General features: G+C 65.5%; 26 protein-coding genes, 1 tRNA gene and 1 pseudogene. 9 read left to right on the plus strand and 19 right to left on the minus strand.

Annotated elements, in window-relative coordinates; genetic code table 11:
- Positions 1-12: 12 nt before the first annotated feature.
- From B5X78_RS18850 to B5X78_RS02630, 4 genes and pseudogenes are all read right to left on the minus strand, one after another.
- Positions 13-429 (minus strand): annotated as a pseudogene (locus tag B5X78_RS18850) (GNAT family N-acetyltransferase); the annotation flags it as partial.
- Positions 389-1609: a beta-ketoacyl-ACP synthase I gene (gene fabB / locus B5X78_RS02620; protein ID WP_079722918.1), complete on the minus strand. Its 1221-nt coding sequence runs from the start codon at positions 1607-1609 to the stop codon at positions 389-391. The pseudogene B5X78_RS18850 and the gene fabB, both read right to left, overlap by 41 nt.
- Positions 1609-2124, minus strand: a complete 516-nt coding sequence (gene fabA, locus B5X78_RS02625; RefSeq protein WP_079722919.1) for a 3-hydroxyacyl-[acyl-carrier-protein] dehydratase FabA — start codon at positions 2122-2124, stop codon at positions 1609-1611. Before fabA ends, fabB begins: the two co-directional genes overlap by 1 nt.
- 207 nt (positions 2125-2331) lie before the next feature.
- The gene (locus tag B5X78_RS02630) at positions 2332-3228 is read right to left on the minus strand and encodes an AraC family transcriptional regulator (RefSeq protein ID WP_079722920.1); all 897 of its coding nucleotides are present in this window, start codon (positions 3226-3228) and stop codon (positions 2332-2334) included.
- 95 nt (positions 3229-3323) lie between these two features.
- Here B5X78_RS02630 and B5X78_RS02635 point away from each other — a divergent pair, with 95 nt between their 5' ends.
- On the plus strand, positions 3324-4094 hold the full coding sequence (locus B5X78_RS02635) for an SDR family oxidoreductase (RefSeq protein ID WP_079724395.1): 771 nt from the start codon (positions 3324-3326) through the stop codon (positions 4092-4094).
- A 69-nt stretch (positions 4095-4163) separates the two neighbouring features.
- Here B5X78_RS02635 and B5X78_RS02640 read toward each other — a convergent pair.
- Positions 4164-4239: transfer RNA gene (locus tag B5X78_RS02640), tRNA-Thr, on the minus strand.
- A 136-nt stretch (positions 4240-4375) separates the two neighbouring features.
- Here B5X78_RS02640 and B5X78_RS02645 point away from each other — a divergent pair.
- Positions 4376-5050, plus strand: coding sequence for a Pr6Pr family membrane protein (locus B5X78_RS02645; protein ID WP_079722921.1), 675 nt, complete (start codon positions 4376-4378; stop codon positions 5048-5050).
- Between the two features lie 106 nt (positions 5051-5156).
- On the opposite strand, the gene B5X78_RS02650 is transcribed toward B5X78_RS02645, so the two are convergent.
- The 6 genes from B5X78_RS02650 to murJ all read right to left on the minus strand — a co-directional run bounded on the left by B5X78_RS02650 (position 5157) and on the right by murJ (position 12789).
- Complete coding sequence (locus B5X78_RS02650) at positions 5157-5612, minus strand: PA2169 family four-helix-bundle protein (RefSeq protein ID WP_079722922.1); 456 nt, start codon at positions 5610-5612, stop codon at positions 5157-5159.
- A gap of 175 nt (positions 5613-5787) precedes the next feature.
- Positions 5788-6738: a 4-hydroxy-3-methylbut-2-enyl diphosphate reductase gene (gene ispH, locus B5X78_RS02655; protein ID WP_079724396.1), complete on the minus strand. Its 951-nt coding sequence runs from the start codon at positions 6736-6738 to the stop codon at positions 5788-5790.
- A gap of 8 nt (positions 6739-6746) precedes the next feature.
- Positions 6747-7250: a signal peptidase II gene (lspA, locus tag B5X78_RS02660; protein ID WP_079722923.1), complete on the minus strand. Its 504-nt coding sequence runs from the start codon at positions 7248-7250 to the stop codon at positions 6747-6749.
- Positions 7251-7259: 9 nt separating this feature from the next.
- Complete coding sequence (gene ileS / locus B5X78_RS02665; RefSeq protein WP_079722924.1) at positions 7260-10091, minus strand: isoleucine--tRNA ligase; 2832 nt, start codon at positions 10089-10091, stop codon at positions 7260-7262.
- 8 nt (positions 10092-10099) lie between these two features.
- Positions 10100-11080, minus strand: coding sequence for a bifunctional riboflavin kinase/FAD synthetase (locus B5X78_RS02670; protein ID WP_079722925.1), 981 nt, complete (start codon positions 11078-11080; stop codon positions 10100-10102).
- Between the two features lie 95 nt (positions 11081-11175).
- Positions 11176-12789: a murein biosynthesis integral membrane protein MurJ gene (gene murJ, locus B5X78_RS02675; protein WP_079722926.1), complete on the minus strand. Its 1614-nt coding sequence runs from the start codon at positions 12787-12789 to the stop codon at positions 11176-11178.
- A 110-nt stretch (positions 12790-12899) separates the two neighbouring features.
- Between murJ and rpsT the strand changes: the two genes are divergently transcribed.
- Positions 12900-13166 (plus strand): 30S ribosomal protein S20, encoded by a 267-nt coding sequence (rpsT, locus tag B5X78_RS02680; protein ID WP_079722927.1) that lies wholly within the window; start codon positions 12900-12902, stop codon positions 13164-13166.
- Positions 13167-13245: 79 nt separating this feature from the next.
- Here the strand turns inward: rpsT and cgtA are convergent, their stop codons facing one another.
- From cgtA to rplU, 3 genes are all read right to left on the minus strand, one after another.
- Entirely contained in the window at positions 13246-14301 is a 1056-nt protein-coding gene (cgtA, locus tag B5X78_RS02685) for an Obg family GTPase CgtA (RefSeq protein ID WP_079722928.1), read from the minus strand.
- 122 nt (positions 14302-14423) lie between these two features.
- Positions 14424-14684 (minus strand): 50S ribosomal protein L27, encoded by a 261-nt coding sequence (gene rpmA / locus B5X78_RS02690; protein WP_079722929.1) that lies wholly within the window; start codon positions 14682-14684, stop codon positions 14424-14426.
- A 12-nt stretch (positions 14685-14696) separates the two neighbouring features.
- Positions 14697-15005 (minus strand): 50S ribosomal protein L21, encoded by a 309-nt coding sequence (rplU, locus tag B5X78_RS02695; protein WP_079722930.1) that lies wholly within the window; start codon positions 15003-15005, stop codon positions 14697-14699.
- Positions 15006-15408: 403 nt separating this feature from the next.
- On the opposite strand from rplU, the gene uvrA reads away from it, so the two are divergent.
- Positions 15409-18405 carry an excinuclease ABC subunit UvrA gene (gene uvrA, locus B5X78_RS02700; protein WP_079722931.1) on the plus strand — a complete coding sequence of 999 codons (2997 nt, stop codon included), beginning with the start codon at positions 15409-15411 and terminating at the stop codon, positions 18403-18405.
- Positions 18402-18827, plus strand: a complete 426-nt coding sequence (locus B5X78_RS02705) for an acyl-CoA thioesterase (RefSeq protein WP_079722932.1) — start codon at positions 18402-18404, stop codon at positions 18825-18827. Before uvrA ends, B5X78_RS02705 begins: the two co-directional genes overlap by 4 nt.
- A 57-nt stretch (positions 18828-18884) precedes the next feature.
- Here B5X78_RS02705 and B5X78_RS02710 read toward each other — a convergent pair whose 3' ends face one another.
- Positions 18885-19334 carry a copper chaperone PCu(A)C gene (locus tag B5X78_RS02710; protein ID WP_079722933.1) on the minus strand — a complete coding sequence of 150 codons (450 nt, stop codon included), beginning with the start codon at positions 19332-19334 and terminating at the stop codon, positions 18885-18887.
- A gap of 38 nt (positions 19335-19372) precedes the next feature.
- Between B5X78_RS02710 and B5X78_RS02715 the strand changes: the two genes are divergently transcribed.
- Positions 19373-20149 (plus strand): enoyl-CoA hydratase/isomerase family protein, encoded by a 777-nt coding sequence (locus B5X78_RS02715; protein ID WP_079722934.1) that lies wholly within the window; start codon positions 19373-19375, stop codon positions 20147-20149.
- Between the two features lie 7 nt (positions 20150-20156).
- On the opposite strand, the gene B5X78_RS02720 is transcribed toward B5X78_RS02715, so the two are convergent.
- The 4 genes from B5X78_RS02720 to B5X78_RS02735 form a co-directional block, all read right to left on the minus strand.
- Positions 20157-21488 carry a substrate-binding domain-containing protein gene (locus B5X78_RS02720; RefSeq protein ID WP_079722935.1) on the minus strand — a complete coding sequence of 444 codons (1332 nt, stop codon included), beginning with the start codon at positions 21486-21488 and terminating at the stop codon, positions 20157-20159.
- Between the two features lie 66 nt (positions 21489-21554).
- On the minus strand, positions 21555-22412 hold the full coding sequence (locus B5X78_RS02725) for a sulfurtransferase (protein ID WP_079722936.1): 858 nt from the start codon (positions 22410-22412) through the stop codon (positions 21555-21557).
- Positions 22412-23212: a CoA pyrophosphatase gene (locus B5X78_RS02730; RefSeq protein ID WP_079722937.1), complete on the minus strand. Its 801-nt coding sequence runs from the start codon at positions 23210-23212 to the stop codon at positions 22412-22414. Before B5X78_RS02730 ends, B5X78_RS02725 begins: the two co-directional genes overlap by 1 nt.
- Before the next feature lie 104 nt (positions 23213-23316).
- A complete protein-coding gene (locus B5X78_RS02735) occupies positions 23317-24018 on the minus strand; it encodes an FKBP-type peptidyl-prolyl cis-trans isomerase N-terminal domain-containing protein (RefSeq protein WP_079722938.1) in 702 nt (233 codons plus the stop codon).
- A gap of 169 nt (positions 24019-24187) precedes the next feature.
- On the opposite strand from B5X78_RS02735, the gene B5X78_RS02740 reads away from it, so the two are divergent.
- From B5X78_RS02740 to nth, 3 genes are read left to right on the plus strand one after another with little or no spacing between them, the layout of a single operon-like run.
- Positions 24188-24970 carry an enoyl-CoA hydratase/isomerase family protein gene (locus B5X78_RS02740; RefSeq protein WP_079722939.1) on the plus strand — a complete coding sequence of 261 codons (783 nt, stop codon included), beginning with the start codon at positions 24188-24190 and terminating at the stop codon, positions 24968-24970.
- Between the two features lie 8 nt (positions 24971-24978).
- Positions 24979-25392 carry a hypothetical protein gene (locus B5X78_RS02745; protein WP_079724397.1) on the plus strand — a complete coding sequence of 138 codons (414 nt, stop codon included), beginning with the start codon at positions 24979-24981 and terminating at the stop codon, positions 25390-25392.
- 37 nt (positions 25393-25429) lie between these two features.
- The gene (nth, locus tag B5X78_RS02750; RefSeq protein ID WP_079722940.1) at positions 25430-26113 is read left to right on the plus strand and encodes an endonuclease III; all 684 of its coding nucleotides are present in this window, start codon (positions 25430-25432) and stop codon (positions 26111-26113) included.
- Positions 26114-26120: the final 7 nt, after the last annotated feature.

The following is a 26120-nucleotide window of genomic DNA, read 5'->3' on the forward strand; positions in this document are numbered from 1 at the left end:
ACAGCCGTTCGACGCCAGCACGCGTTGCGAGGCCAGGTTGTCGACGGCGGTTTCCGCCACCAGGCGATGGACGCGCTCATCCTGGCGCGCCCATTGCACGACCTCGGCAACAGCGCGCGTGGCAATGCCCCTGCCCCAGCGCGTCGGTGCGATGCCGTAACCCAGGGCAACTTCGCCGTCCCGCGGCGTCTTCACCACCGAACACAGGCCGACAACTTCGTTGTGCTCGACGATCAGCCAGGCCGAGGGCGTGAAGTCCAACACGCGGACGCCAACCTGACGGCCGATTACGCGGCCACAAAAAGATTCGCCCCGCATCGGCGGGGCGAATCGTGCTTCGACGTTTGTGCGGGACGCAGCGCACCGGATGGCGCGCGACGTCGGAACATCATGCCGTCGTCGGCACCCGGCCAAACACCAGCGTCGCATTGGTGCCGCCAAAGCCGAAGCTGTTGGACATCACCGTATCGAGCTTGGCGTCGCGGCTTTCGCGCACCAGCGGAAACCCTTCCGCCTTCGGATCGAGGTTCTCGATGTTGGCCGAGCCGGCGATGAAGCCATCGCGCATCATCAGCAGGCAGTAGATGGCCTCATGTACGCTGGCCGCACCGAGCGAGTGTCCGGACAGTGCCTTGGTCGACGAGGTGGGCGGCAGTGCTTCGCCAAACACGCTGCGCACGGCTTCCAGCTCAATCATGTCGCCCAGCGGCGTGGAGGTGCCATGGGTGTTGAGATAGTCGATGGGTGCGGTCACACCTTCCAGCGCCATCTGCATGCAGCGCACGGCGCCCTCACCCGAAGGCGCGACCATGTCGGCGCCGTCGGACGTCACGCCGTAGCCCAGCAGTTCGGCATGGATGTGCGCGCCTCGGGCCACCGCATGATCGTAGTCTTCCAGCACCAGCATGCCGGCGCCGCCGGCAATGACGAAGCCATCGCGATCCACGTCGTAGGGGCGCGACGCGGTCAGCGCGGCATCGTTGTACTTGCTCGACAGGGCGCCCATGGCGTCGAACATCATGGTCAGCGCCCAGTGCAGTTCCTCACCGCCGCCGGCAAACACGATGTCCTGGCGACCGCTGCGGATCAGGTCCGCCGCCGCACCGATGCAATGCGCCGAGGTGGCGCAGGCCGCGGAAATCGAATAGCTGACGCCGCGAATCTTGAAGGCCGTGGCCAGCGTGGCCGATACGGTGGAGCACATCGTGCGCGGCACCATGTACGGGCCCACCTTGCGGATGCCGCGCTGGCGCAGCAGATCCGCCGCTTCAATCTGCCACTCGGCCGAACCGCCGCCGGAGCCGGCCACCAGGCCGGTGCGCGGATCGCTGACCTGGGTTTCATCCAGGCCGGCGTCGGCGATGGCATCGCGCAGGGCGATGTAGGAATAACCCGCCGCATCGCCCATGAAGCGCTTCTGCTTGCGATCAATCTGCCCTTCCAGATCGATTTCGGGCTTGCCGCCAACGTGGCTGCGGAAACCCAGCTCCACATACTCGGGGATATGGCGGATGCCGGCGCGACCTTCGCGCAGGGAAGCCGACACCGTGTCCGCATCGTTGCCGAGGCACGAGGTGATACCCAGGCCAGTAATGACGACGCGGCGCATCAGAAACTCTCCGTGGAAGTAAACAGGCCGACCCGCAGATCCTTGGCCGTATAGATTTCGCGACCGTCCACCAACATGCGCCCGTCAGCCACGGCCAACACCAGCTTGCGATTGATGACGCGGCTGATGTCGACCTCGTAGGTCACCTTCTTGGCGGTGGGCAACACCTGGCCGGTGAACTTCACCTCGCCGGTGCCCAATGCGCGACCACGCCCCGGTGCGCCAATCCAGGTCAGGTAGAACCCGGTCAGCTGCCACAGCGCATCCAGGCCCAGGCAACCCGGCATCACCGGATCGCCAAGGAAGTGGCATTTGAAGAACCACAGCTCCGGATGGATATCCAGCTCGGCGCGGATCATGCCCTTGCCATGTGCGCCACCGTCTTCGCGAATCTCGGTGATGCGGTCGAACATCAGCATGGGATCGTTGGGCAGACGACCGGCGTCAGGTCCGAACAATTCGCCACGGGCGCTGGCCAGCAACTGTTCCCGGGAGTAGGAGGCGGGGGATTTCATAGGGCGTCCAGAATTCAGAGGACCGAATAATGCACGATTGTGTATACAGTTGTATTGATGCCAATCAAACGAGCATTCCATACGCAAGCGTAGGCTGGCGTCGTCGGAAGCCCCTGATTCTCATGAAATCAACGCTCTCGGACGAACGGGTCCGGCCACCGCTGCTGAACCCACACTGGAACCTTGCCGGCCCGCAGCATGCACCTGTCAGGCGCTACTGCGCGCATAGCGGCCCGGCGACAAGCCGACGCGTCGACTGAAGGCGGTACTGAAGGTGCTCGCCGAGCTGTAGCCCACCCGCTCGGCCACATCGGTCAGGTCGGCATTGGGCTGTCGCAACAGCATCCGCGCCAACGACATGCGCCACGCCAGCAGATACTCCATCGGCGCGACGCCGACCACGCGGGTGAAACGTTCAAAGAATGCCGACCGCGACAACGCGGCCTGCTCGGCCAATTGCGTCATGGTCCACGCACGCTCGGGTCGCGCATGCAGTTCCACCAGCGCCGCCGCCAGTCGCGCATCGGCCAGGCCGCGCAACAGACCCGGTGAGGCCTGCGCGGGCGCGGCGCGCAGCGCTTCCACCAGCAACAGTTCCACCAACCGGCCGAGCACGGCGCCCTGGCCGGGGCGCGACGCGTCGGTTTCCTCACGCACCATCCGCACCAAAGCCGTCAGCCGTGGCACGCCGCGCACATGTACCGCTTGCGGCAGCAGCGATGCGAGCAAGCCGGGATCGGCGGCATCGAACTGGAACCAGCCGCCGAGCAGGCGGAATTCGGCCGGACCGTCGGCGCGACCGTGGCGGATTTCAGCCACGGATCCCTGGCTGTGCGCAGGATCCACCTGCACCGGGCGCTCGCTCTCGCCCGCGGCCATCGTGAAGCCCGGCGTCGCCGGCAGCAGCAGGAAGTCGCCCGCGATCAGATCAAGGCGTTCCTGTCCGTCGACATCGAGTCGACACCCGCCTTCCAACACCGCGCAGAAACTGGGTTCGCCAAATTCGCTGTAGCGCACGGCCCAATCGCCGGCACCGCTGATGCCCTTGGAAAATACGGCGCGCGGATGCAGCAGTTGCATCACATGGGACAGCGGATCGCTCATTCGGACGCTCGCCAAGGAAATACGGACGCATGCGCATCGTGATGCCGAACATGCTCGCCTATCGTTTGCTTCCCTTCAATCTCCCTGGTTTCCCCATGCAAACCGTGCTCATCACCGGCTGTTCCTCCGGCTACGGCCTGGCCACCGCCCGCCACTTCCACGAACGCGGCTGGCGGGTCGTCGCCACCTTGCGCGATCCCGCCAGCGCTGCCCTGATTGCCGACGAGCGCATGCAACTGCTCGCGCTCGACGTGACCCGGGACGACAGCATCACCGCGGCAGTGGACGCGGCTGGCCCCATCGACGTGCTGGTCAACAATGCGGGCATCGGCCTCTTCGGCGCATTCGAGGCCACGCCCCTGGCGACCGTGCGCGAGGTCTTCGATACCAATACGTTCGGCGTGATGGCGATGGCGCAGGCCGTGATCCCGCAGTTCCGCGCGCGTCGCACCGGTCGCATCATCAACGTCACCTCCAGCGCCGTGCTGGCGCCGATGCCGCTGGTGGCTGCCTACACGGCAAGCAAGACCGCCATCGAAGGCTTCACCGCGTCGCTCGCCCACGAACTGGGCGCCTTCGACATCGAGGTCAAGCTGGTCGAACCGGGCTACGCCCCCACCACCCGCTTCACCGCCAATGGCCAGCAGCGCATGGCCGGCCTGCTGCCCGAGCCCTACCAGGCCTACGCGCAGCAGGTATTCGCCATGCTCGGCGATGCTGGCACCTACACGCAGGAGGCCGATGTGGCCGAGGCCGTCTGGCGCGCAGCCAATGATGCGACCGGGCAACTGCATTTTCCGGCGGGGGCTGATGCGGTGGCCCTGGCGGACGCGCGAGGGGCGCAGTCGCTGGCTCCGATGGGTTGAGGCCCGCTGGCGAGGGTCAAGAAGTCCGAAAAAACAAAGGCCCCGCCGAAGCAGGGCCTTTGTCTCGACTGGTGCCGGAAATAGGAATCGAACCTACGACCTACGCATTACGAATGCGCCGCTCTACCAACTGAGCTATTCCGGCTGAGCCGGCGATTTTAGGGCCAGGGTTCGGATGGGTCAATGTACGGGGGCCTGCCGGTGCCCGATACTCAGCCGATTGGGCCCGACCCACGCCCTGCTCGGTTAGCCTGCAACCGGCGCCCCCTACAAGACCCCGCATGAGCCTGATCACGATGTCCCGCCTCTGGAATCTGCTGCTGGCCCTGATCGTGCTGGCCGCTTTCATCCTGCAGATCGGCCTGCTGCTCGCCGGAGGCCAGGACATCAACGCGGCGCAAGCCAGTACCGCGGTTCCACTGTCCACGCGCTTCGTCCGCTTCTTCAGCTATTTCACTGTCGAAAGCAATCTGCTGGTTCTGTTCTCGGCGGCATCGCTGGCCTGGAATCCGCAACAGGATGGTCGCCTCTGGCGGGTGCTGCGACTCGATGCGCTGCTGGGCATCGCAGTGACCGGCATCGTCTTTGCCACCGTGCTGTCCGGACTGGTCCATCACAGTGGCATCGGCACCTGGGTCAACGCGGGCTTCCACTACCTGTCGCCTCTACTCGCTTTGCTCGGTTGGTGCCTGTTCGGTCCGAGGCCGCGCATCGATGGGCGCACGTTGGTGCTGGCGTTCGTATGGCCGGTGGCGTGGCTGGCGTACACGCTCATCCGCGGCGCACTGACCGCCTGGTATCCCTACCCGTTTCTCAACGCGAACGAACTTGGCTACGCGCGGGTTGCCCTGAACATCGCGATCATCCTGGCTGGCGCAAGCGCGTTCGCGCTGCTGCTGTGGGGCATGGAGAAGTACTTTCCGAATGGTCGTCAGCGTGCGGTAACAGGCGCTTGAAACACCAGGTGGTCAGCATGCGGTGAATGGACCCTCCCTACACGATCCACAAGAAAGCCCCGCTCACGCGGGGCTTTTTGCTTCGAAGCGTGCCACCTGTTTGGGCTTAGTGCGACGCCTGCAACGCATGCTTGCGGTCGCGCATGATGTTGTGGCACTCGCGCACCTGCGGCAGCAGCGCCTGCACTTCGGCGCGTGCGCTGGCCGGGGTGTCGGAATCGGTGAGGGTTTCATCGAACGCATCGAGCAGGCGATCTTCCGACGCTTCCAGTTCGGCCACGTAGCCATAGCGGGTGTCGCCCAGGGCGGCGCGGACGTTGCCGTACATCTGATGCATCGATCCGACCATGGTGCCGTGCTCGGCCGGCTTGCCACCGGCGGCGGCCACATCGGCGCTCAGTCGGGTGACGATGTCGCCCTTGACGCCGGCAATGCGGGTGAACAGCGATGACAGTTCGGCGTCTTTCACCTTGCCTGCGGCTTCGGTATAGAAGTCCTTGCCATCTCGGGCAATCTCGATCAAATCGTTGAGGCTGTGCTCGATCTTCTTCTGCGTATTCATTGGTGCTCCCAGTGATGGATGGAGGCAGTTCAATCTGCCGTACTCCACCATTGCGGAACGCACATCAAGAGAAGGTGAGCCTGTGCGATTGCCTCACACGCAACATTCAAGGATGTCGCGGTGCAGAGAACGCTTTGGTCACGCCATGCAAACGAACCACGCCGACGCGCGCGAATCAGCTGACCAGTTGCAGCCGCAGTTCCTTCGGCAAAGCAAACACCATGTTCTCGGGCTCGCCATCGAGTTCGCCGATGGAACCGGCGCCGAGATCGCGCAAACGCTGGATCACGCCGTCAATCAGGATGTCCGGCGCCGAGGCGCCTGCCGTCACGCCGATGCGCTGCTTGCCTTGCACCCAGGCGGGGTCGATTTCATGCGCACCGTCGATCAGGTACGACTCCACGCCGTCACGTTCGGCCAGCTCGCGCAGGCGGTTGGAATTGGAACTGTTGGGTGAACCCACCACCAGCACCAGATCGCATTGCTTGGCCAGATCGCGCACCGCGTCCTGGCGGTTCTGGGTGGCGTAGCAGATGTCGTCGTTCTTCGGCCCCTGGATGTTGGGGAAGCGCGCCTGCAGGGCCTGGATGATGCCGATGGTGTCATCCACCGACAGCGTGGTCTGGGTGGTGTAGAAGAAGTTGTCCGGCTGCTCGACTTCCAGCGTGGCCACGTTGTGGATGTCTTCCACCAGGTAGATGCGCCCCGTCCCGGCTTCCCGGTTCCACTGGCCCATCGTGCCTTCCACTTCAGGATGGCCGGCGTGGCCAATCAGCACGACATCGCGACCGGCGCGGCAGTGTCGCGCCACTTCCAGGTGGACCTTGGTCACCAGCGGACAGGTGGCGTCGAACACCTTCAGGCCACGGCGCTCGGCCTCGATGCGCACGGCCTGGGAAACGCCGTGTGCGCTGAAGATCACGGTGGCGTTGTCGGGCACTTCGTCCAGCTCTTCCACGAACACCGCGCCGCGATTACGCAGGTCGTCCACCACGAAGCGGTTGTGCACGACTTCATGCCGTACATAAATCGGCGCGCCCAGGGTCTCGATGGCGCGCTTGACGATTTCGATCGCGCGATCAACGCCGGCGCAGAAACCACGGGGATTGGCGAGCAGGACCTCCATGGCCGGCATTATCCCGCTTTTTGTCCGCGCTTGCCGTCCAGCAAGCCGAACACGGCAATGCCGATGGCGCCGCCGACCACCGCGCAGTCAGCCACGTTGAAGGCGGGCCAGTAGTAGTCGCGCCAGTACCACTGCACGAAATCGATGACGTGGCCATGCATGAACCGATCCAGCACGTTGCCCAGCGCGCCGCCAATCACCAGCGAATACGGCAGCGCCTGGCGCCAATCGGCGCGCGCGGTGCGGCTGAGCCAGAACGCCAGCAGCGAGCTGATGCCCACGGCCAGCGCGCCGAACACGAAAATCTGCCAGCCACCGGCATTGGCCAGGAAGCTGAAGGCGGCGCCGGTGTTGTAGGTGCGGTACCAGTTCCAGAAGCCTTCGATGACCGGCACGGCCACATGCTCGGGCAGGCTGGTCAGCACCCAGGCTTTGGACCATTGATCCAGGCCGATGACGAGCGCCGACAGCAGCAGCCAGATCAGCGCATCGGGTTTGGGACGTACGGTCATGCTGTTCCTTTAGAACCAGCGGCGATCTTCGCCGGGGCCTTCCACGTTGCTGGCGCAGCGGGCGCACAATTCCGGATGCCGGGCGTCCGCGCCCACATCGGCGCGGTGGTGCCAGCAACGCACGCACTTGGTCTTGCTGGTCGGTTGCGCCAACACGAACACTTCATCTGCATCGATCGCGCTGACGCTCACGTCGCCACTGATGAGGAAGAAGCGCAGCTCATCGGCCAGCGGCTGCCACTTGCCCGCCAGTGCCGCATTGACCGACACGCTGATCTCCGCTTCCAGCGCCGCGCCAATCTGGCTGTTGGCGCGCATCGGCTCCAGCACTTTGGACACCTGCTCGCGCAGGGCCAGCAGCTGGTCGAAGTCGGCGGCCGACAAGGCGGCATCCGCGTCCAACGGCGCCAGGCCGTCATACCAGGTGGCGAACAATACGTTGCCGGTGCGTCCGCCCGGCAGGTGCTGCCACATTTCATCGGCGGTGAAGCTCAACACCGGCGCGACCCAGCGCACAAAGGCTTCGGCGATGCGATACATCGCGCTCTGCGCCGAACGGCGACCGCGCGAGTCTTCGCGCATGGTGTACAGGCGGTCCTTGGTCACGTCCAGATACAGGGAGCCCAGATCCACGCTGCAGAAATTCAGCAGCGCCTGCACGATCTCGGCGAAGTCGTAGCGCTCGTAGGCGGCCTTGATCTTCTCCTGCAGCTCGAATGCACGATGCACGATCCAGCGATCCAGCGCCACCATGTCTTCCAGCGGACGAAGGTCGCGCGCGGGTTCGAATCCATGCAGGTTGCCAAGCAGGAAGCGTGCGGTATTGCGGATGCGACGGTAGGCATCGGCATTGCGCTTGAGGATTTCCTGCGACAGCGACATCTCGTTGCTGTAGTCGGCCGAAGCAATCCACAGACGCAGGATGTCCGCGCCCAGGGTCTTCATGATGTCCTGCGGCTCGATGCCGTTGCCCAGCGACTTGGACATCTTGCGGCCGTGCTCGTCCACGGTGAAGCCGTGGGTCAGGCATTGCCGGTACGGCGCGTGCTTGTCGATCGCCACGCCGGTCAGCAGCGAGGACTGGAACCAGCCGCGATGTTGATCCGAACCTTCCAGGTACAAGTCGGCCGGCTTGCCCAGGCCGCGTTCCAGCAGCACGCCTTCGTGGGTGACGCCGGAGTCGAACCAGACATCGAGGATGTCGGTGATCTTTTCGTAGTCGTCGGCTTCGGTGCCGAGCAGATCGGCCATTTCCAGCGTGTACCAGGCGTCAACGCCGCCCTGCTCCACGCGTTCGGCTACGGCCTGCATCAATTCGACGCTGCGCGGATGCGGCTCGCCGGTCTCGCGATGGACGAACAGGGCAATCGGCACGCCCCAGGTGCGCTGGCGCGAGATGGTCCAGTCCGGGCGCCCTTCCACCATGCCGGCGATGCGCGCTTCGCCCCATTGCGGGAACCAGCCTACCTGCTTGATCGCGGCCAATGCATCGCGGCGCAGGTGCGCCTGCTCCATCGAGATGAACCACTGCGGCGTGGCGCGGAACGCGATGGGCGTCTTGTGGCGCCAGCAATGCGGGTAGCTGTGGTGCAGCTTGGCAAAAGCAAGCAGCGCGCCTGAGCTGCGCAGCACGTCCACCAATGCGTCATTGGCTTTCCAGATATGCGTGCCGGCCAGCACGGTGTCGCCTGCCGGCGGCGTCGACGGCAAATACACACCGCGGCCATCGACCGGATTGAGCTGGGCGGTGGTGTATTTGTCGATCAGGCCGTAACGCTGGCCGACCACGAAGTCTTCCTGGCCGTGGCCCGGCGCGGTATGCACGGCGCCGGTGCCGTCTTCGGCCGACACGTGCTCGCCCAGGATGACCGGGATGTCGCGCTCGGCGTAGAACGGATGGGCCAGGAGGATGCCTTCCAGCGCGGAGCCGGCGACGCGGCCATGGGTCACCGTGTCAGTCACGCCATAGCGCTGCAAGGCGCGCGCGGCCAGCGCATCGGCCAAGACCAGCCAGCGACGCTTGCCGTCGCGGGCCGGGCCTTCCACCAGCGCGTATTCCAGGTCCGGGCCCAGCGAGACAGCCAGCGACGCCGGCAGCGTCCATGGCGTGGTGGTCCAGATCGGCAGCGCCACTTCGACGTCGTCGGGAATGTCGGCGCCGAACGCGGCGGCGAGCGCCTTGCGATCACGCACGACATAGCCGACATCGATCGCCGGCGAATCCTTGTCCTGGTATTCAATCTCGGCTTCGGCCAGCGCCGAGCCGCAATCGAAGCACCAGTGCACCGGCTTCACGCCACGGGTGAGGTGGCCATTGGCCACGACCTTGGACAGCGCGCGGATTTCATTGGCTTCGAAGCGGAAGTCCAGGGTCTTGTACGGGTTGTCCCAGTCGCCAATCACGCCCAGTCGCTTGAAGTCCTTGCGCTGGATGTCGATCTGCTCGTTGGCATATTCGCGGCACTTCTGCCGGAACTCGACCGCATCGAGCTTGACGCCGACCTTGCCCCACTTCTTTTCGATCGCGATTTCGATCGGCAGGCCGTGGCAATCCCAGCCCGGGATGTAGGGCGCATCGAAGCCGGCCAGGTACTTCGACTTGACGATGATGTCCTTGAGGATCTTGTTGACCGCATGGCCCAGGTGGATCGCGCCATTGGCATACGGCGGGCCATCGTGCAGCACGAACAGCGGCCGGCCCGCGGCGTTATCGCGCAGCTGCTGGTACAGGTTGCCGGCTTCCCAGCGCGCCAGGGTGTCCGGCTCACGCTTGGGCAGGTCACCGCGCATCGGGAATTCCGTGGCGGGCAGGTGCAGGGTGGCTTTGTAGTCTTGGGTCACGGGAATGATCAACAGGGGGCTGTAAGGGGAGAGTCCGCGCCGACAGCTGCGGACTGGGGCGCGGCCTCGGCCAGCACGGCGCGCGCCTGCTCGGCGTCGCGATGCATCTGGTCGGTGAGGCTGGGCAGATCGGGGAACTTGAGTTCGTCGCGCAGCTTGGCGACGAATTCAACTTCGATATGGCGGCCGTAAAGATCGCCATCGAAGTCGAACAGGTGGGCTTCGAGCAGCGGTTCGATGCCGGCGACGGTAGGACGCGTACCAAAGCTCGATACCGACGCCCATGGACGATCCGCCACGCCGTGGACCCACGTGGCGTAGATCCCGGACAGCGCCGGCGTGCGCGGAAAACGCAGGTTGGCGGTAGGGAAGCCCAGCGTGCGGCCCAGTTGCCGGCCACGTACCACGCGCCCACCAATCGCATACGGTCGGCCGAGCAGGCGCGCGGCGTCGGCGAAGTCGCCCTGCCTGAGCGCTTCGCGGATGCGCGTACTGGAGACGCGCTCGCCCTGCACTTCCACGGCGTCGATGGCGTGCGCGCTGAAACCCTGCGCATTGCCCAATTGCTGCAACAAGGCCAGATCGCCGCCGCGCTTGTGACCGAAGCGGAAATCCGGACCAATCCACACTTCGCGCGCAGCAAGTCGTTGCACCAGCATCTGCTCGACGAAATCCTGCGCCGGCATGGCGGCGATGCGCGCGTCGAAGCGCAGCAGGCCCACTTCATCGATTCCCAGTTGGCGCAGGCCCTGCACCTTGGCGCGCGCCAGGGTCAGGCGCGGCGGCGGATTGTCGCGGCTGAAGAATTCGCGCGGCAGCGGTTCAAACGTCAGCGCCACCGCCGGCACGCCCGAATCGCGGGCGCGGGCCACCGTCTGCCGCACCAGCGCGCGATGGCCGCTATGCAGGCCGTCGAAAGCGCCGATGCAGACCACGCTTCCCTGGGGGGTCAAGGACCCGCCATCGACGTCTCGGAACAGCCTGCTCATGGTTTCCTGGTTGGAGTCGCCCGGCGGAAGCCGCGCGGGCGCAATGACACGAACGGGGGAGTATAGCCGTCCCGCCCCTGCTCAATGGGGGCGGATCAGTGGCCGCGGAAGTCGCGCGGCCGGATGCCCTGCAGCCACAGCAGCACTGCGTAGGCGCCGCCGCCCGCGCCCACCATCGCCAGCAGGCGCAGGCCACGCTGCCACCAGTTCCACTGCACCCAATCGGGCCAGGCCAGGCGGAAGGCAATCAGCAAGCCCACCATGACCAGCGAGGCCACGCCAATCTGGCGCAGGAAACGGCCCCAGCCTGGTTGCCGGTGGTAGACCCCGGCGCGCTGCAGGTACCAGGCCAGTTGCAGGGCATTGACCCAGCCGGCTATGGCGATCGCCAGCGCCAGCAGCGCATGCATGCCGGGAATCAGCGCCAGCGCGTCCAGGTACCTGCCACCGGTCTGCACCAGCGCCGCCTGGCCCTGCGCGGTGAAGAACAACACGCCGGCAAACAACACGATGGTACTGAGCGCATTGGTGATCACCGCCACCACCGCCGACTTCACCGGCGTACGCCCGTCCTGGCGCGCGTAGAAGGCCGGCGCCAGCACCTTGACCAGCAGGAACGCAGGCACCGCAGTGGACTGCGCCATCAGGCTCCAACTGCTCATCTGCGCGTTGAAGGGGGTGAAGTTCTTGTACTGGAACAGCGTGGACATCAGCGGACCGGCACACAGGATCAGCCCGATGCAGGCCGGCACGCCGATCAACAGGCACAGGCGGAAACCCCAGTCCAGGCCCTTGGAAAAACCGTCCGGATCGGTGGCGGCATGGCGGCTGCTCAGGTGCGGCAGGATGACCGTGCCGATGGCCACGCCAAACATGCCGAGCGGGAATTCCAGCAGGCGATCGCTGTAATACAGCCAGCTCACGCTACCGCTCGCCAGGAACGCCGCCGCCCAGGTGTTGAACAGCAGGTTGAACTGCACCACCGAGGAGCCGAACAGCGTGGGCACCATCAACTTCATGATTTTGCGCACGCCTTCGTGCGCCATGCCCAGCCGCGGTCGCGGCAACAGGCCCAGCTTGGCCAACGCCGGCAGGTGAAACACCAGTTGCAGGACACCCGCCGCGAGCACGCCCCAGGCCAAGGCCATCACCGAGCCGCCCATCAGCGGCGCCAGCCAGAAGGCGGCCGCAATCATCGACAGATTCAGCAGGATGGGCGACAGCGCCGGGATGGCAAAACGCTGGTAGCTGTTGAGGACACTACCCACCAGCGACGCCAGCGAAATGAAGAAGGCGTACGGGAAGGTGATCCGCAGCATCTCGGTCAGCATGTCGTGCTGACCGCCGGTGTACTTGGAGGCAATGGCGGTCGCCAGCGCCGGCGCGAAGACCAGCACCAGCGCGGTCAGCACCAGCAGGGCCGCGGCCAGGGTGCCGGTGACCCGGTCAATCAGCTCCTTGACCGCCCCCGGGCCGTGCTTTTCCTTGTACTCGGCCAGGACCGGCACGAAGGCCATCGAAAACGAACCCTCGGCCGACAGCCGGCGCATGAAATTGGGGATGCGGAAGGCGATGAAGAAGATGTCCATGGCCGCGCCGGCGCCAAAGACCATGGCGTAGACCTGGTCCCGGACCAGTCCGGACAGCCGGGACAGGAAGGTCATGGCGCTGAAAATCGCCGTGGAACGCAGGAGCCGGCCACTGCTCATGGGGTACCCTCCCCGGTCCGGCCAGCCAGGTTGACGCAAGCCTCTGAATCGTCCATACTTTTTGGTCTAATCCCGTAATTCATTACTTTCCCAGATTTCAGGAATCCATCGTGGCCAATATCAAGTCCGCCAAGAAGCGCGCCAAGCAGACCGTCGTGCGCAACGCGCGCAACTCTGCCCAGCGCTCCATGCTGCGCACCGCCGTCAAGAAAGTGCTGAAGGCACTGGACGCCAATGACGCCACCGGCGCCAAGGAAGCCTTCGCCGTGGCCCAGCCGATCCTGGATCGCTTCAGCGCCCGTGGCCTGATTCACAAGAACAAGGCCGCTCGCCACAAGAGCCGCCTGACCGCCCGCATCAAGGCGCTGGCCGCCTAAGCCGGCGTTTACGGGAAAGCAAAAAAACCCGGCTTCGGCCGGGTTTTTTGTTGCCCGCGCTTCGGGCCGCGCGGCGAGGTCAGCCGCCATTGGCCGCCGCCTCTTCCGCCTCCAGCTTCTGCCGGTCGAAGAAGGCCATCACGTCCTGCATGATCGGGAAGGTGCCTTCGCGCGAAATCGCCGAAATCTGGTACCACGGGTGCATCCAGTCCAGCTCTGCGACGATTTGCTCGGCGCGCTCGCGGGCCTCGTCCTCGAACATCAGGTCGGCCTTGTTCAGGACCAGCCAGCGCGGCTTTTCCAGCAGCGCCGGGTCGTGCTTCATCAGTTCGCGCTCGATCGCCCGCACCTGCTCGGCCGGGTCGATGCCTTCCACGCCGCCTTCCATCGGCGCCATGTCCACCAGGTGCAGCAACAGGCGGGTGCGTTGCAGATGGCGCAGGAACTGCGCGCCCAGGCCGGCGCCATCGGCGGCGCCTTCAATCAGGCCGGGGATGTCGGCAATCACGAAGCTGCGGTGCGCTTCCACGCTGACCACGCCCAGATTGGGATAGAGCGTGGTGAACGGATAGTCCGCCACCTTGGGCGTGGCCGCCGAAACGGCGCGGATCAGCGTGCTCTTGCCGGCATTGGGAAAGCCCAGCAGGCCGACGTCGGCCAGCAGCTTGAGTTCCAGCTTGAGCAGGCGCTGCTCGCCTTCTTCGCCCGGCGTGGCGCGGCGAGGCGCGCGCGTCACCGAGCTCTTGAAATGCATGTTGCCCAAGCCGCCCTTGCCACCCTTGGCCACCAGCAGGCGATCACCATGGGTAGTCAGGTCGCCGATGATTTCGTCGGTCTCGACATTGCAGACCACGGTGCCCACCGGCACGGTAATAGTCAGATCTTCGCCGGCCTTGCCGTACATCTGCCGGCCCATGCCGTTCTCGCCGCGCTGGGCGCGGAAATTCTTCTCGTGGCGAAAGTCGACCAGGGTGTTGAGGTTTTCGTCGGCCTGCAGCCAGACGTTGCCGCCGCCACCGCCGTCACCTCCATCCGGTCCGCCCAGCGGGATGAACTTCTCGCGCCGGAAGCCAATGCAACCGTTGCCGCCGTTGCCGGCGATGACCTGGATTTCTGCTTCGTCTACGAGTTTCATGGGCGGGGAACGCGATGAGAGGAACGGCAAGCACCGTCCACGGTGGATGACAGTTTAGCGATCTACAAACGAAAAACCCCGCCGAAGCGGGGCTTTCCGATATCTCACGAGGTGCGGGAAGCTCAGGCTTCCGCGACCACGCTCACGGTGCGACGCTTCTTCGGACCCTTGGTCGAGAACTCGACCTTGCCGTCGATCAGCGCGAACAGCGTGTGATCACGACCCAGACCGACGCCCAGACCCGCATGGAACTGGGTACCGCGCTGACGGACGATGATGTTGCCGGCGTCGATCGCCTGGCCACCATAGACCTTCACGCCCAGCATCTTCGGATTGGAGTCGCGGCCGTTGCGCGATGAGCCTACGCCCTTTTTATGTGCCATGACTGTTTCTCCTTACAGGTTGATGCCGGTGATTTCGATTTCGGTGTAGTGCTGCCGATGACCTTGACGCTTCATGTGGTGCTTGCGGCGGCGGAACTTGATGATGCGGACCTTGTCAGCGCGGCCGTGGCCGACGATCTTGGCCGAAACGCTCACGCCCTTCAGCGCGTCGCCCAGCTTGACGCCATCGCTGTCGCCCAACATCAGGATATTGTCGAACGTGACGTCCTTGCCGGCTTCGGCATCGAGCAACTCGACGCGCAACGTCTCGCCCTTCATCACGCGGTATTGCTTACCGCCAGTGACCAGAACTGCGTACATGGGTGAATCCTCTTCTGTAGTTATTCTCAACCTGAGCCGCCATCGAGGGCGGTCAGAAGCGGAATTGTAAGGGTTTCAGTGACTTGGGGTCAACCCGCCCCCTGACCGGGCCGGGAACCCCGCCGGCGGCACCTGATCCGGTCGCTCCGTCGGATCCCCGGCCTCCCCCGGCGGCCCGGTTCCCTACCGCAGCCAAGGGCCCGCCAGTCGAGCCCGCACCGCGGCCCCGCCCCAGACTGGTGAAACCCTGAAGTCCCGCCAAACCCTATGGCGGGCGTTGGTTCTACGCGGTTTGCCCCCAAATATCGGAGTCGCTACGCTGGGCGATTCGTTGGTGCGCATGCCGCGCCGACGGACAGGAGCCCCACCCTTCCTTCCCTTCTGAACAGGCCACCCCACCGGCATGGACAGCATCCGCATCCGCGGCGCTCGCACCCACAACCTGAAGAACATCGATCTCGACCTCCCCCGGGACAAGCTGATCGTCATCACCGGCCTGTCCGGCTCGGGCAAATCCTCGTTGGCGTTCGACACCATCTACGCCGAGGGCCAGCGCCGGTACGTGGAGTCGCTGTCGGCCTATGCCCGCCAGTTCCTGTCGGTGATGGAGAAGCCGGACGTCGACCACATCGAGGGTCTGTCACCGGCCATCTCGATCGAGCAGAAGTCGACCTCGCACAACCCGCGCTCGACGGTCGGCACGATCACCGAGATCTACGACTACCTGCGCCTGCTCTACGCCCGCGTCGGCACCCCGCGCTGTCCGGACCATGGCTATCCGCTGGAAGCCCAGACGGTCAGCCAGATGGTCGACCAGGTGCTGGGGCTGGATGGCGAGCAGCGCTACATGCTGCTGGCGCCGGTCATCCGCGAGCGCAAGGGCGAGCATGCCCAGGTCTTCGACCAGTTGCGTGCGCAGGGATTCGTGCGCGTGCGCGTGGACGGCCAGCTGCACGAAATCGACGCGGTACCGCCGCTGGCGCTGCGCCAGAAGCACACGATTGAAGCGGTCATCGATCGCTTCCGTCCGCGCGAGGACATCAAGCAACGGCTGGCAGAGAGCTTCGAGACCGCGCTCAAGCTGGGCGACGGCATGGCCTCGGTGATGTCGCTGGATCAGCCGGACGCCGCGCCGCTGCTGTTCTCCTCCAAGTATTCCTGCCCGGTCTGCGATTACTCGCTGCCCGAGCTGGAGCCGCGCCTGTTTTCGTTCAACTCGCCGGTCGGCGCCTGCCCCAAGTGTGATGGCCTGGGCGTGGCGCAGTTCTTTGATCCGGGTCGGGTGGTGGTGCATCCGGAACTGTCGCTGGCCGCCGGCGCGGTACGCGGGTGGGATCGGCGCAATGCCTACTACTTCCAGTTGATTGCTTCGCTGGCCAAGCACTATCGCTTCGACGTCGACGCGCCGTGGAGCAGCCTGGCCGAGAACGCGCGCCAGGCCGTGCTGTACGGCAGCGGCAACGAAGTGATCAGCTTCAACTACCTCACCGAAGCCGGTGGCCGCACCCAGCGCAAGCATCGCTTCGAGGGCATCGTGCCCAACCTGGAGCGCCGCTACCGCGAAACCGAATCACCGGCGGTGCGCGAGGAACTGGCCAAGTACATCAGCGAGCAGCCCTGCCCCGAATGTGGCGGCGCGCGCTTGAACAAGGCTGCTCGCAATGTGTTCGTGGCCGATCATCCGCTGCCGTCGCTGGTGGTGATGCCGGTCGACGAGGCGCTGAACTTCTTCCGCACCCTCAGCCTGCCGGGCTGGCGCGGTGAAATCGCCGCCAAGATCGTCAAGGAAATCGGCGAGCGGCTGGGCTTTCTGGTCGACGTGGGCCTGGATTACCTGACCCTGGAGCGCAAGGCCGACACCCTGTCCGGTGGCGAAGCCCAGCGCATCCGTCTGGCATCGCAGATCGGCGCCGGTCTGGTCGGCGTGATGTATGTGCTGGACGAACCCAGCATCGGCCTGCACCAGCGCGACAACGAGCGCCTGCTGGGTACGCTGACCCGCCTGCGCGATCTGGGCAACACGGTGATCGTGGTCGAGCATGACGAGGATGCGATTCGCGCGGCCGACTACGTGCTCGACATCGGTCCCGGCGCCGGCGTGCATGGCGGCGAAATTGTCGGCCAGGGCAGCGTGCAGGATCTGCTGAAGTCGCCGCGTTCGCTGACGGGCCAGTACCTGTCGGGCAAGCGCCAGATCGAAGTGCCGAAGGCGCGCCACAAGGCCAACCCCAAGATGGTGATGAACCTGAAGGGCGCCAGCGGCAACAACCTGAAGAACGTCGATCTGGAAATCGCATCGGGCTTGTTTACCTGCATCACTGGTGTGTCCGGTTCGGGCAAGTCGACGCTGATCAACGACACCCTGTATGCGCTGGCGGCCAACGAGATCAACGGCGCTTCGCACAAGCCGGCGCCGTATGCGGAAGTCACCGGCCTGGACCTGTTCGACAAGGTGGTGGACATCGACCAGTCGCCGATTGGTCGAACCCCGCGTTCCAACCCGGCTACCTACACCGGTTTGTTCACGCCGCTGCGCGAGCTTTACGCGCAGGTGCCGGAAAGCCGTGCGCGCGGCTATTCGCCCGGACGTTTCAGTTTCAACGTGCGCGGGGGACGCTGCGAAGCCTGCCAGGGCGATGGCCTGATCAAGGTGGAGATGCACTTCCTGCCCGACGTCTACGTGCCCTGCGATGTCTGCCACGGCAAGCGCTACAACCGCGAGACGCTGGAAATCCTCTACAAGGGTTACAACATCAACGACGTGCTGGAAATGACCGTCGAAGATGCGCTCAAGCTGTTCGAGCCGGTGCCGTCGATCGCACGCAAGCTGGAAACGCTGATGGACGTGGGCCTGAGCTACATCAAGCTGGGCCAGAGCGCGACCACGCTGTCTGGCGGCGAGGCGCAGCGCGTCAAGCTGTCCAAGGAACTGTCGCGCCGCGACACCGGCCGCACTTTGTACATCCTCGATGAGCCCACCACCGGCCTGCATTTCCACGATATCGAGCACCTGCTGGCGGTGCTGCACAAACTGCGCGATGACGGCAATACCATCGTGGTGATTGAACACAACCTGGACGTGATCAAGACCGCCGACTGGGTGGTGGATCTGGGACCTGAAGGTGGCCATCGCGGTGGCCGCATCCTGGTGACCGGCACGCCCGAGGACGTGGCCGCGCATCCGGAATCGCATACCGGTCACTTCCTGGCCAAACTGCTGCCGGCCTCGAAGACGCCCAAGGCCAGCAAACCGGCAGCCGTCGCCAAGCCGGACGTGCTGCCGCCGCGCAAGGCCGAAAAAGAAGCGGCCAAACTGGCCGAGAAGGCCGCTGCCAAAGCGGCCGCGAAAGTGGCCAAATCCGCCAGCACCGCCAAGCCCAGGAAAAAGGCCACGCGATGAACGATACCTCCGCCCCTCCCGCTGACCGCAAGCTGCTGGCCAAGGTGCCGATCAGCGTGCGCTGGCGCGACATGGACAGCATGGGCCACGTCAACAACGCCAAGTACATTTCGTATCTGGAAGAAGCGCGCGTGCGCTGGATGCTGACCGTGCCGGGCGTGTCGATGACCGATCGCATCGCGCCGGTGGTGGCCGCCAACAACATCAACTACAAACGCCCACTGACCTGGCCCCACGACATCATCGTGGAGTTGTATGTGGATCGCCTGGGCAGCAGCAGCGTGACCATCGGTCACCGCATTGTCGACAAGGACGACGACAGCCTGCTGTATTCGGACGGCAATGTGGTGGTGGTCTGGATGGATACGCAGACCGGCAAGAGCGCGCCCTTGCCGGAGGCCATCCGCAACACCTCGGTCTGAGCGACCTCGCTTTGCAGCGAAGCCCGCGGTCGTTGCCGCGGGCTTTTCGTGCCCGGCCTACGGGGCGGTCTTGCGCACGGTGAAGGTCACCGGCAGGCTGCGGCCATCCTGCAGCTTCAGGGTAATCACCGGCTGTTCGCCTTCCTTGAGCGGGGATTCCGGCTGCATCAACATCAGGTGCAGGCCGCCCGGCTTGAGCTGCACCGATTTGCCAGCCGCCACCGGCAGGTTCTGGATTTCGCGCATCTGGTTGACGCCGTCGACCACGCGCGACTCATGCAGCGATACGTCACCAAAGAACAGGCTTTCCGCGCCGACGATGTTGACTGCCTTGCCGCAAGGATTGTCGATGCGCACGAAGCCGGCGGCCATTGGCATGGCGGCGGTGGGCGGCAGGCGAATCCAGGCCTGGCTGGCGGTGATGGCGCAGTCGGCGGCGTGTGCGCCGTGGCTGACGGCGAGCAGGCCCAGCGCGAGTGCGCAAACGGATACAAGGCGGCTATTCATGCGCCTATGATACGGCTTCAGTAACTGGGAGCAGATGAATGTCCACCCTCATCGAGACCGTCGATCACGGCGATGTCCGCGAAATCCGCCTGGCCCGTCCGCCGGTCAACGCACTCAACACCGAGTTGTGCCGCGCCCTGATCCACACCGTGGATACGGCCATCGCCCATGGCGTGCGCGGATTGGTACTGGCAGGCAATCCCAGGATCTTCTCGGCCGGCATGGACGTGCCCTATCTGATGTCGCTGGGCGAAAACCGCCACGCGCTGATGGATGCGTGGCAGTCGTTCTTTGGCGCGGCGCGTGCACTGGCCGATTCGCGCATCCCGGTGGTCGCCGCAATTTCCGGGCATGCGCCCGCCGGCGGCTGCGTGCTGGCGCTGTGCTGCGACTACCGCGTCATGGCGCGCAGTGTGGACCCGGCGCGGCCCTTCGCCATTGGCTTGAACGAAACCCAGGTGGGCCTGGTGGCGCCGGAAGGCATCCAGCGTCTGATGCGCCGCCTGGTCGGCCCGCATCGCGCCGAACGCCTGCTGGTGGTCGGTGAAATGGTCAGCGCCGAACGCGCGCTGGAGCTGGGCCTGGTCGACGAGCTGGTCGAGCAGGACCAGGTCGGCGAACGCGCCGTGGCCTGGCTGCGGGGCCTGCTGCGCCTGCCCCACCATCCCATGTTGCAGACCCGCGCCATCGCCCGCCAGGACGTGGTCGAAGCGATGTCGCCGGAGTTCATCCAGCTCGATCGCTTCATTGATGCCTGGGATGCGCCGGACACGCAGGCCGCGCTGAAATCGCTCGTCGAGAAACTGAAGAAGTAATCCCGACTCAGCGCACCCACACTTCCATGCGTTCGTTGCGGAAGCGCGCGGCCTCGCCGCCGCCGCCGCTCAAGCTGCGCATGGCGCCCACGCCGACCGAGCGTTGTACCGGAATGCCCTGCTTGACCAGGTATTCGGCCACGGCGTCAGCGCGTTCGTTGCTGCGCACGGTGGTGATCAGGCGATTGCTGCCGTCCTGGTTGGCAAAGCCGACGACGGTCGCATGCCGTTCGCGGTTCTGCGGCAGTTTCAGATAGGCCACCACCCGATCCAGATCGTTGAAGCTGCGGCTGTCGAAGAACGTGGTCAGCGAAGCCGGAGTAAAGCGCAGGCTCAATGGCAGGCGCTCGGCGCCCGCCACGGCGGCGCCATAGGGACGCGCCACGTCGGGCGGCGTCGCCTGCGATGCCGGTCGCAGCGTCACCGCGAGAAAACCCGCGCGTTCGGCCGCCAGCTGCGCACGCCGGGTGATGCTGTACTGGGCAAAGCTGCGCCCCAGCGCCGACATCAGCTGTCCGCCGTACAGGCGATAGCGACGCACCAGCGGATAGTCCTCGCTCAACACGTTCAAGCGGGTCGGCAGCACGGCGATGCCGCCATCGGAGACGGCCAGCGTGCGCACGCCTGCGGGAATCGCAGTCATCACGCCGACCACCGCCAGTCCACCGGCTTCGTGCGCCACCGCGCGTGCCGCCTGCGCCAGGGTCGCTGCGGTGGATGCACTGCCCAGGATCGGCGTTCCCGCCATCACCCGCTCTTTCAGGAAGTCGCGGTTGCCGCTGGGCTCAGCGCCCAGGTGCAATTGAATCGGCGCCTTGCGGCCGCCCAGTTGCGACCAGTCGGTGATGCGCCCGGCCAATACGTCGCGCAGCTGCGCCACGCTCAGGCCCTGCACCGGATTGTCGCGATGGACGACCACCGCCAGGCCGTCCAGCGCCACCACGAATTCCTGGTCCGGCGATTGCAGATCGCCCAGCTGCCAACCGGCATCGCGCTCGGCCGCGCTGGGCTCGCGCGTCATCATCGCGATTTCGGCTTCACCATCCACCAGTGCCTGGAAGCCTTGGGCGGAACCGCGCCGATCGATTTCCACGATCAGCGGCATGCCATCGCGCACGGCATGGATTTCCAGGCGTTGCGCGCCCAGCGATTTGCGGCGTATCTGCAGGTAACCGATATCGTGCAGCCAGGTTTCCACCATCGCCGGCAGCAGCACCTGGCCGACGGTATTGGAGCCATGGATGCGCAGGCGCTCGGCGTCTTCCTGCGCATGCGCGGGCAGGATCGCGAACAGAACAAGGCACGCCGCAAACGCAGCGCGCAGGCAGAACTGGTACATGCAACATCCCCCTGTAAAGCCCGGCAGAGTGCCGCCGGACGATGACAGGGCGATGACGTGCGTTGATCAGGATGCGGCGGAGCGCTCGACCGGCCGCGCGGGGTCGCTGATCCAGCCACTCCAGGAACCGGCATACACGCGCGCACCGTGCAGGCCTGCATGCTCGAAGGCCAGCAACAGGTGGCAGGCGGTGACGCCCGAGCCGCACATCAGCACGGCGTCCCGCGCGGGCAGGCCTTGCAGCAAGGCCTCGAGTTCGGCGCGCAGTTCGTCGGCCGGCTTGAACTGGCCGTCGCGCAGGTTGAGGGCGAACGGGCGATTGCGCGCGCCGGGTACATGGCCGCCGACCGGATCGATCGGTTCGACCTCACCGCGGAAACGCTCGGCGGCGCGTGCATCGAAGATGCCGGGCGTTGCCTCGGTGGAACGACGCAGCACTTCTGCAACGTCGACCACGGCATCCTGGTCGAACTGCGCGGGGTACGGCGGTTCCGGCGCTGCGGCCGCCAGCAGCGGCGTCTCGGGCAGCCCGGCAGCCCGCCACGCCGCCAGTCCGCCATCCAGCACGGCGACGGGGCGATGGCCCAGCAGGCGCAGCATCCACCACAGGCGCGCGGCCGCCATGCTGCCATCCCCGGCGTCATACACCACGACCTGGTGCTGCGGGGCGATACCCACATGTCCCAGCCAGGCGGCGAACGCATCGCTGTCGGGCAGCGGATGACGTCCCTGGCCACTGCGCGAGAGATTGGCCAGGTCGCGATTCAAGTCGGCGTGCACCGCGCCCGGCAGATGGGACTCTGCGAAGGCGCGCCTGCCGGCGTCGGGATCCGCCAAGGCCGCGCGTGCATCCACCAGCCGCAGTTCGGGGTTCTGCAAGGCAGCGGCCAGGGTTGGGGCATCCACCAGCGTGGTCCACTCCATCACACGCCCTCCAGTCGCTGCCGCAAGTTGTAGAGAATGGCCGCTGTCGCGCCCCAGATGCGCTGGCCCGGCCAGCCGTATTCCAGCACCACACGACGCCGGCCGCGGTAGTCCATCTCGACCCGGCGCAGGTTGGCCGGCGCCATCAGATAATCCAGCGGCACTTCGAACACGTCCGCCACCTCGTCCGGATTGGGACGCGGCACGTAGGCCGGATCGATGATCGCCACCACCGGCACCACCCGGAAACCGCTGATCGTGGTGAACGGATCCAGATAGCCCAACGGTGCAATCTGCTCGCTGGCCAGGGCGATTTCTTCCTGTGTTTCGCGCAGCGCCGCGGCCAGTACGCCGCCATCGCTGGCTTCGATGCGCCCGCCCGGAAAGCTCACCTGCCCGCCGTGGTGGCGCAGATCATCACTGCGCCGCGTCAGCAACACCTGCGTGCCCTGCGGACGCGGCACCAGGCCGGCCAGCACCGCGGCTTCGGCGGGTGGGCCAGGCGGGAGCAGATCGATCAGCTCTTCGTGGTTCCAGCCCGGTGCGGTCGGCAACCGGTCCAGCGGATGCAGAACATGGCGCAGGCGGCTGGCTTCGGACAGGCGCTGCGCGAACGGCAGCCTGTCCTGCTCGCGCGCGGGCAGGATCGTTTCCATCAATCGCAGACGTTCGTTGTCATTCATTTGCGACCAGCGGGCGATTTCGGCCGTCGTTCTGAGGCAACCCTCGCACAGGCCGTCGTCGGCCAGGGTACAGACGCCTATGCAGGGACTAAGCACGGCGCGGTAAGCGGAATACATGGGACTTCTTCATACCAGCGAGCCTAGCGCGATTGCAGCGCCGGCGCGCAGAAAGCACTACGCCGGCCCAGGGGCCGGCGTAGCGGGACTGCATGGAAAGCGGCTTACTTGACGCTGAGCAGCTTGATTTCGAACACCACCGCCACGTTGGGCGGGAAGCCGGTGCGCGGGTCGGCGCCGTACGCCTTCTCCGGCGGCAGGGCGACTTCCCACTTGGCGCCGGCCGGCATCTGCAGGATCACTTCACGCATCGCCTGCATTTCGATTTCGCTGACCTTGACGTTCGGCATCGACTGCGGCGCGCGCGCTTCGGCCGGGTGCTGGCCGTACGGGAACGGGCCACCCACTTCCAGGTTCACGGTGCTGGCCTGGGTCGGCTTGGCGCCATTGCCTGCATCGACCACGCGATACTGCACGCCGCTCGGCAGGACCTTGACGCCGGCCTTGGCCTTGTTGGCGGCCAGGAACTGATCGCTCTTGGTCTTGTTCTCGCCGGCGACCTTGTCGTACTCGGCCTTGGCGGTGGCGGCACGCTGCTGCTCACGCTTCTGGAAAGCTTCCAGCGCGGGCTTGAGCTGCTCGGCGGTCAGCGCCGGCTGCTTCTTGGCATAAGCATCCTGCAGACCCTTGATGACGGTGTTGATGTCGAGCTGTTCGCCGCGACCACCCAGTTCGGCAAGGTTGTTGCCGTAGTCGTAGCCGAAGTAATAGCTCAACTTGCCTTTCTCGGACGTGGTGTCCTGGGCCAGGGCGCTACCGGCCATGGCGAATGCCGCGACAGCGACCACTAAGGAACGCAACTTCATCAACGATATCTCCGGGTGATAGTACGGGGCGGAAGAAACCGCCCCGGATGGACGCGCTAGGATAGCCGTGGCGGGACTTAACCGCTACTGACAACCGGGGGGTCCGACCGCAGGCGCGGTCCAGGAGTTCCCCTTCACCAATTTTTTACGAAAAATCCGGGTCTTACGCATGTCCGAATCCCCAGTTTCCGTCACCGACCAGGCCGCAATCCGCCGAATCACCGTCAACCGGCCGGATAAATTGAACGCCCTCAACGCCGCCACCCTGGATGCCCTGCTGGTGGCTTTCGAAGCCGCCGCCGCCGATCCGGCCGTGCGCGTGATCGTGTTGACCGGCGCCGGACCCAAGGCATTTGTCGCCGGTGCCGACATCGCCGAGATGGCGGATTTGAGCGCCACCGATGGCCGCGATTTCTCGCTGCGCGGGCAGAAGTTGATGCGCCGCATCGAAACCATGCCCAAGCCGGTGATCGCGATGATCAATGGTTTCGCGCTGGGCGGTGGCCTGGAACTGGCGATGGCCTGCCATCTGCGGATTGCCGCCGACAGCGCCAAAGTGGGCCAGCCCGAAATCAACCTGGGCCTGGTGCCGGGTTTTGGCGGCAGCCAACGCCTGCTGCGACTGACCGGTCGCGCCGCCGCACTGGAACTGTGCCTGCTGGGCGCACCGATCACTGCCGAGCGCGCGTATCAGTTGGGCATCGTCAATCGCGTTGTTGCCTTGGCCGAACTGGACGCAGAAACCGGCAAGTGGGCCGAGCAACTGGCGCAGGCGGCGCCACTGGCCCTGCGCGGCAACCTGGACGTGATCCACGTCGGCGGTGAGTGCGGCATTGAAGAAGGCCTGCAATACGAATCGGCGCAGTTCGGCCTGATGTTTGCCACCGACGACATGCGCGAAGGCACGCGTGCCTTCCTGGAACGGCGCAAGCCGCAGTTCAACGGCCGTTGATCGCGCGCATGGGCGCCATCTCGATCTGTCCGCAGTCGGCACTGCGTGAGCGCTTGCTTGCGCTCGTGCGTGCGGCTGATCTGGATGGCGCCATCGAAGCCGGCCTGATCGATTTCGTGCCCTGCTCCGCGCCCTGTTGCGCCGATGTAGCCCCCTTGCGGGCCGCGCAGACGCAATTGCGCATGGCCTGGGCGGCGCGCGAACGCTATCGCAGCCGGCAGGCGCGCCTGCAACGTCGCGCCGAAGTACGCCAGGCGCGTCGAAGCACGGCGATCGCACCCGCATCCCCAGCCACGACTGACGGCGACATGGTCACGCCAGCTGCCACCTCTCCCCTGCCAGCACGCCCCGCCCTGCCCGCCAGCGCCGCCGCGATCCTCGCGCGCGCCAAGGCCAAGGCCGCGGGCCGCCCGCTCGAATGAAACGCGCTTGAATGAAACCCGCTCGAAAGAAGCCCGCATGACCGCAACCCGCACGCGCCGCAGCAAGACGCTCAGCCGCGAAGAAGTCCACGAACTGTTCTCGCGCCTGCGCGAACTCAATCCCAAGCCGACCACGGAGCTGGAATTCAGCACGCCCTTCGAGTTGCTGGTGGCGGTGACGCTGTCCGCGCAAGCGACCGACGTTGGCGTCAACAAGGCCACGCGCCGCTTGTTCCCGGTGGCCAACACGGCCGGGAAAATCCTCGCCCTGGGCGAGGACGGGCTGAAGAAGTACATCGCCACCATCGGCCTGTTCAACGCCAAGGCCAGGAACGTCATCGCCACCTGCAGGATCCTGGTGGAGCAATACGGTGGCGAAGTCCCGCGCTCGCGCGAAGCACTCGAAGCGCTGCCCGGCGTCGGCCGCAAGACCGCCAACGTGGTGCTCAACACCGCCTTCGGGGAACCGACGATGGCGGTGGACACGCATATCTTCCGCGTCTCCAACCGCACCGGCCTGGCGCCCGGCAAGGATGTGCGCGCGGTCGAGGACAAGCTGGTCAAGGTCGTGCCGAAGGAATTCATGCACGACGCGCACCACTGGCTGATCCTGCACGGCCGCTATGTCTGCAAGGCGCGCAAGCCGGATTGCCCGCAATGCGTCATCCGCGATCTCTGCCGATTTCCCGACAAGACTCCGGGCGAAGCCGGCGCGGCCTGACGTCCGC

It is taken from the genome of Pseudoxanthomonas indica (genome assembly GCF_900167565.1).
In the GTDB taxonomy this organism is placed as follows: Bacteria; Pseudomonadota; Gammaproteobacteria; order Xanthomonadales; family Xanthomonadaceae; genus Pseudoxanthomonas_A; species Pseudoxanthomonas_A indica.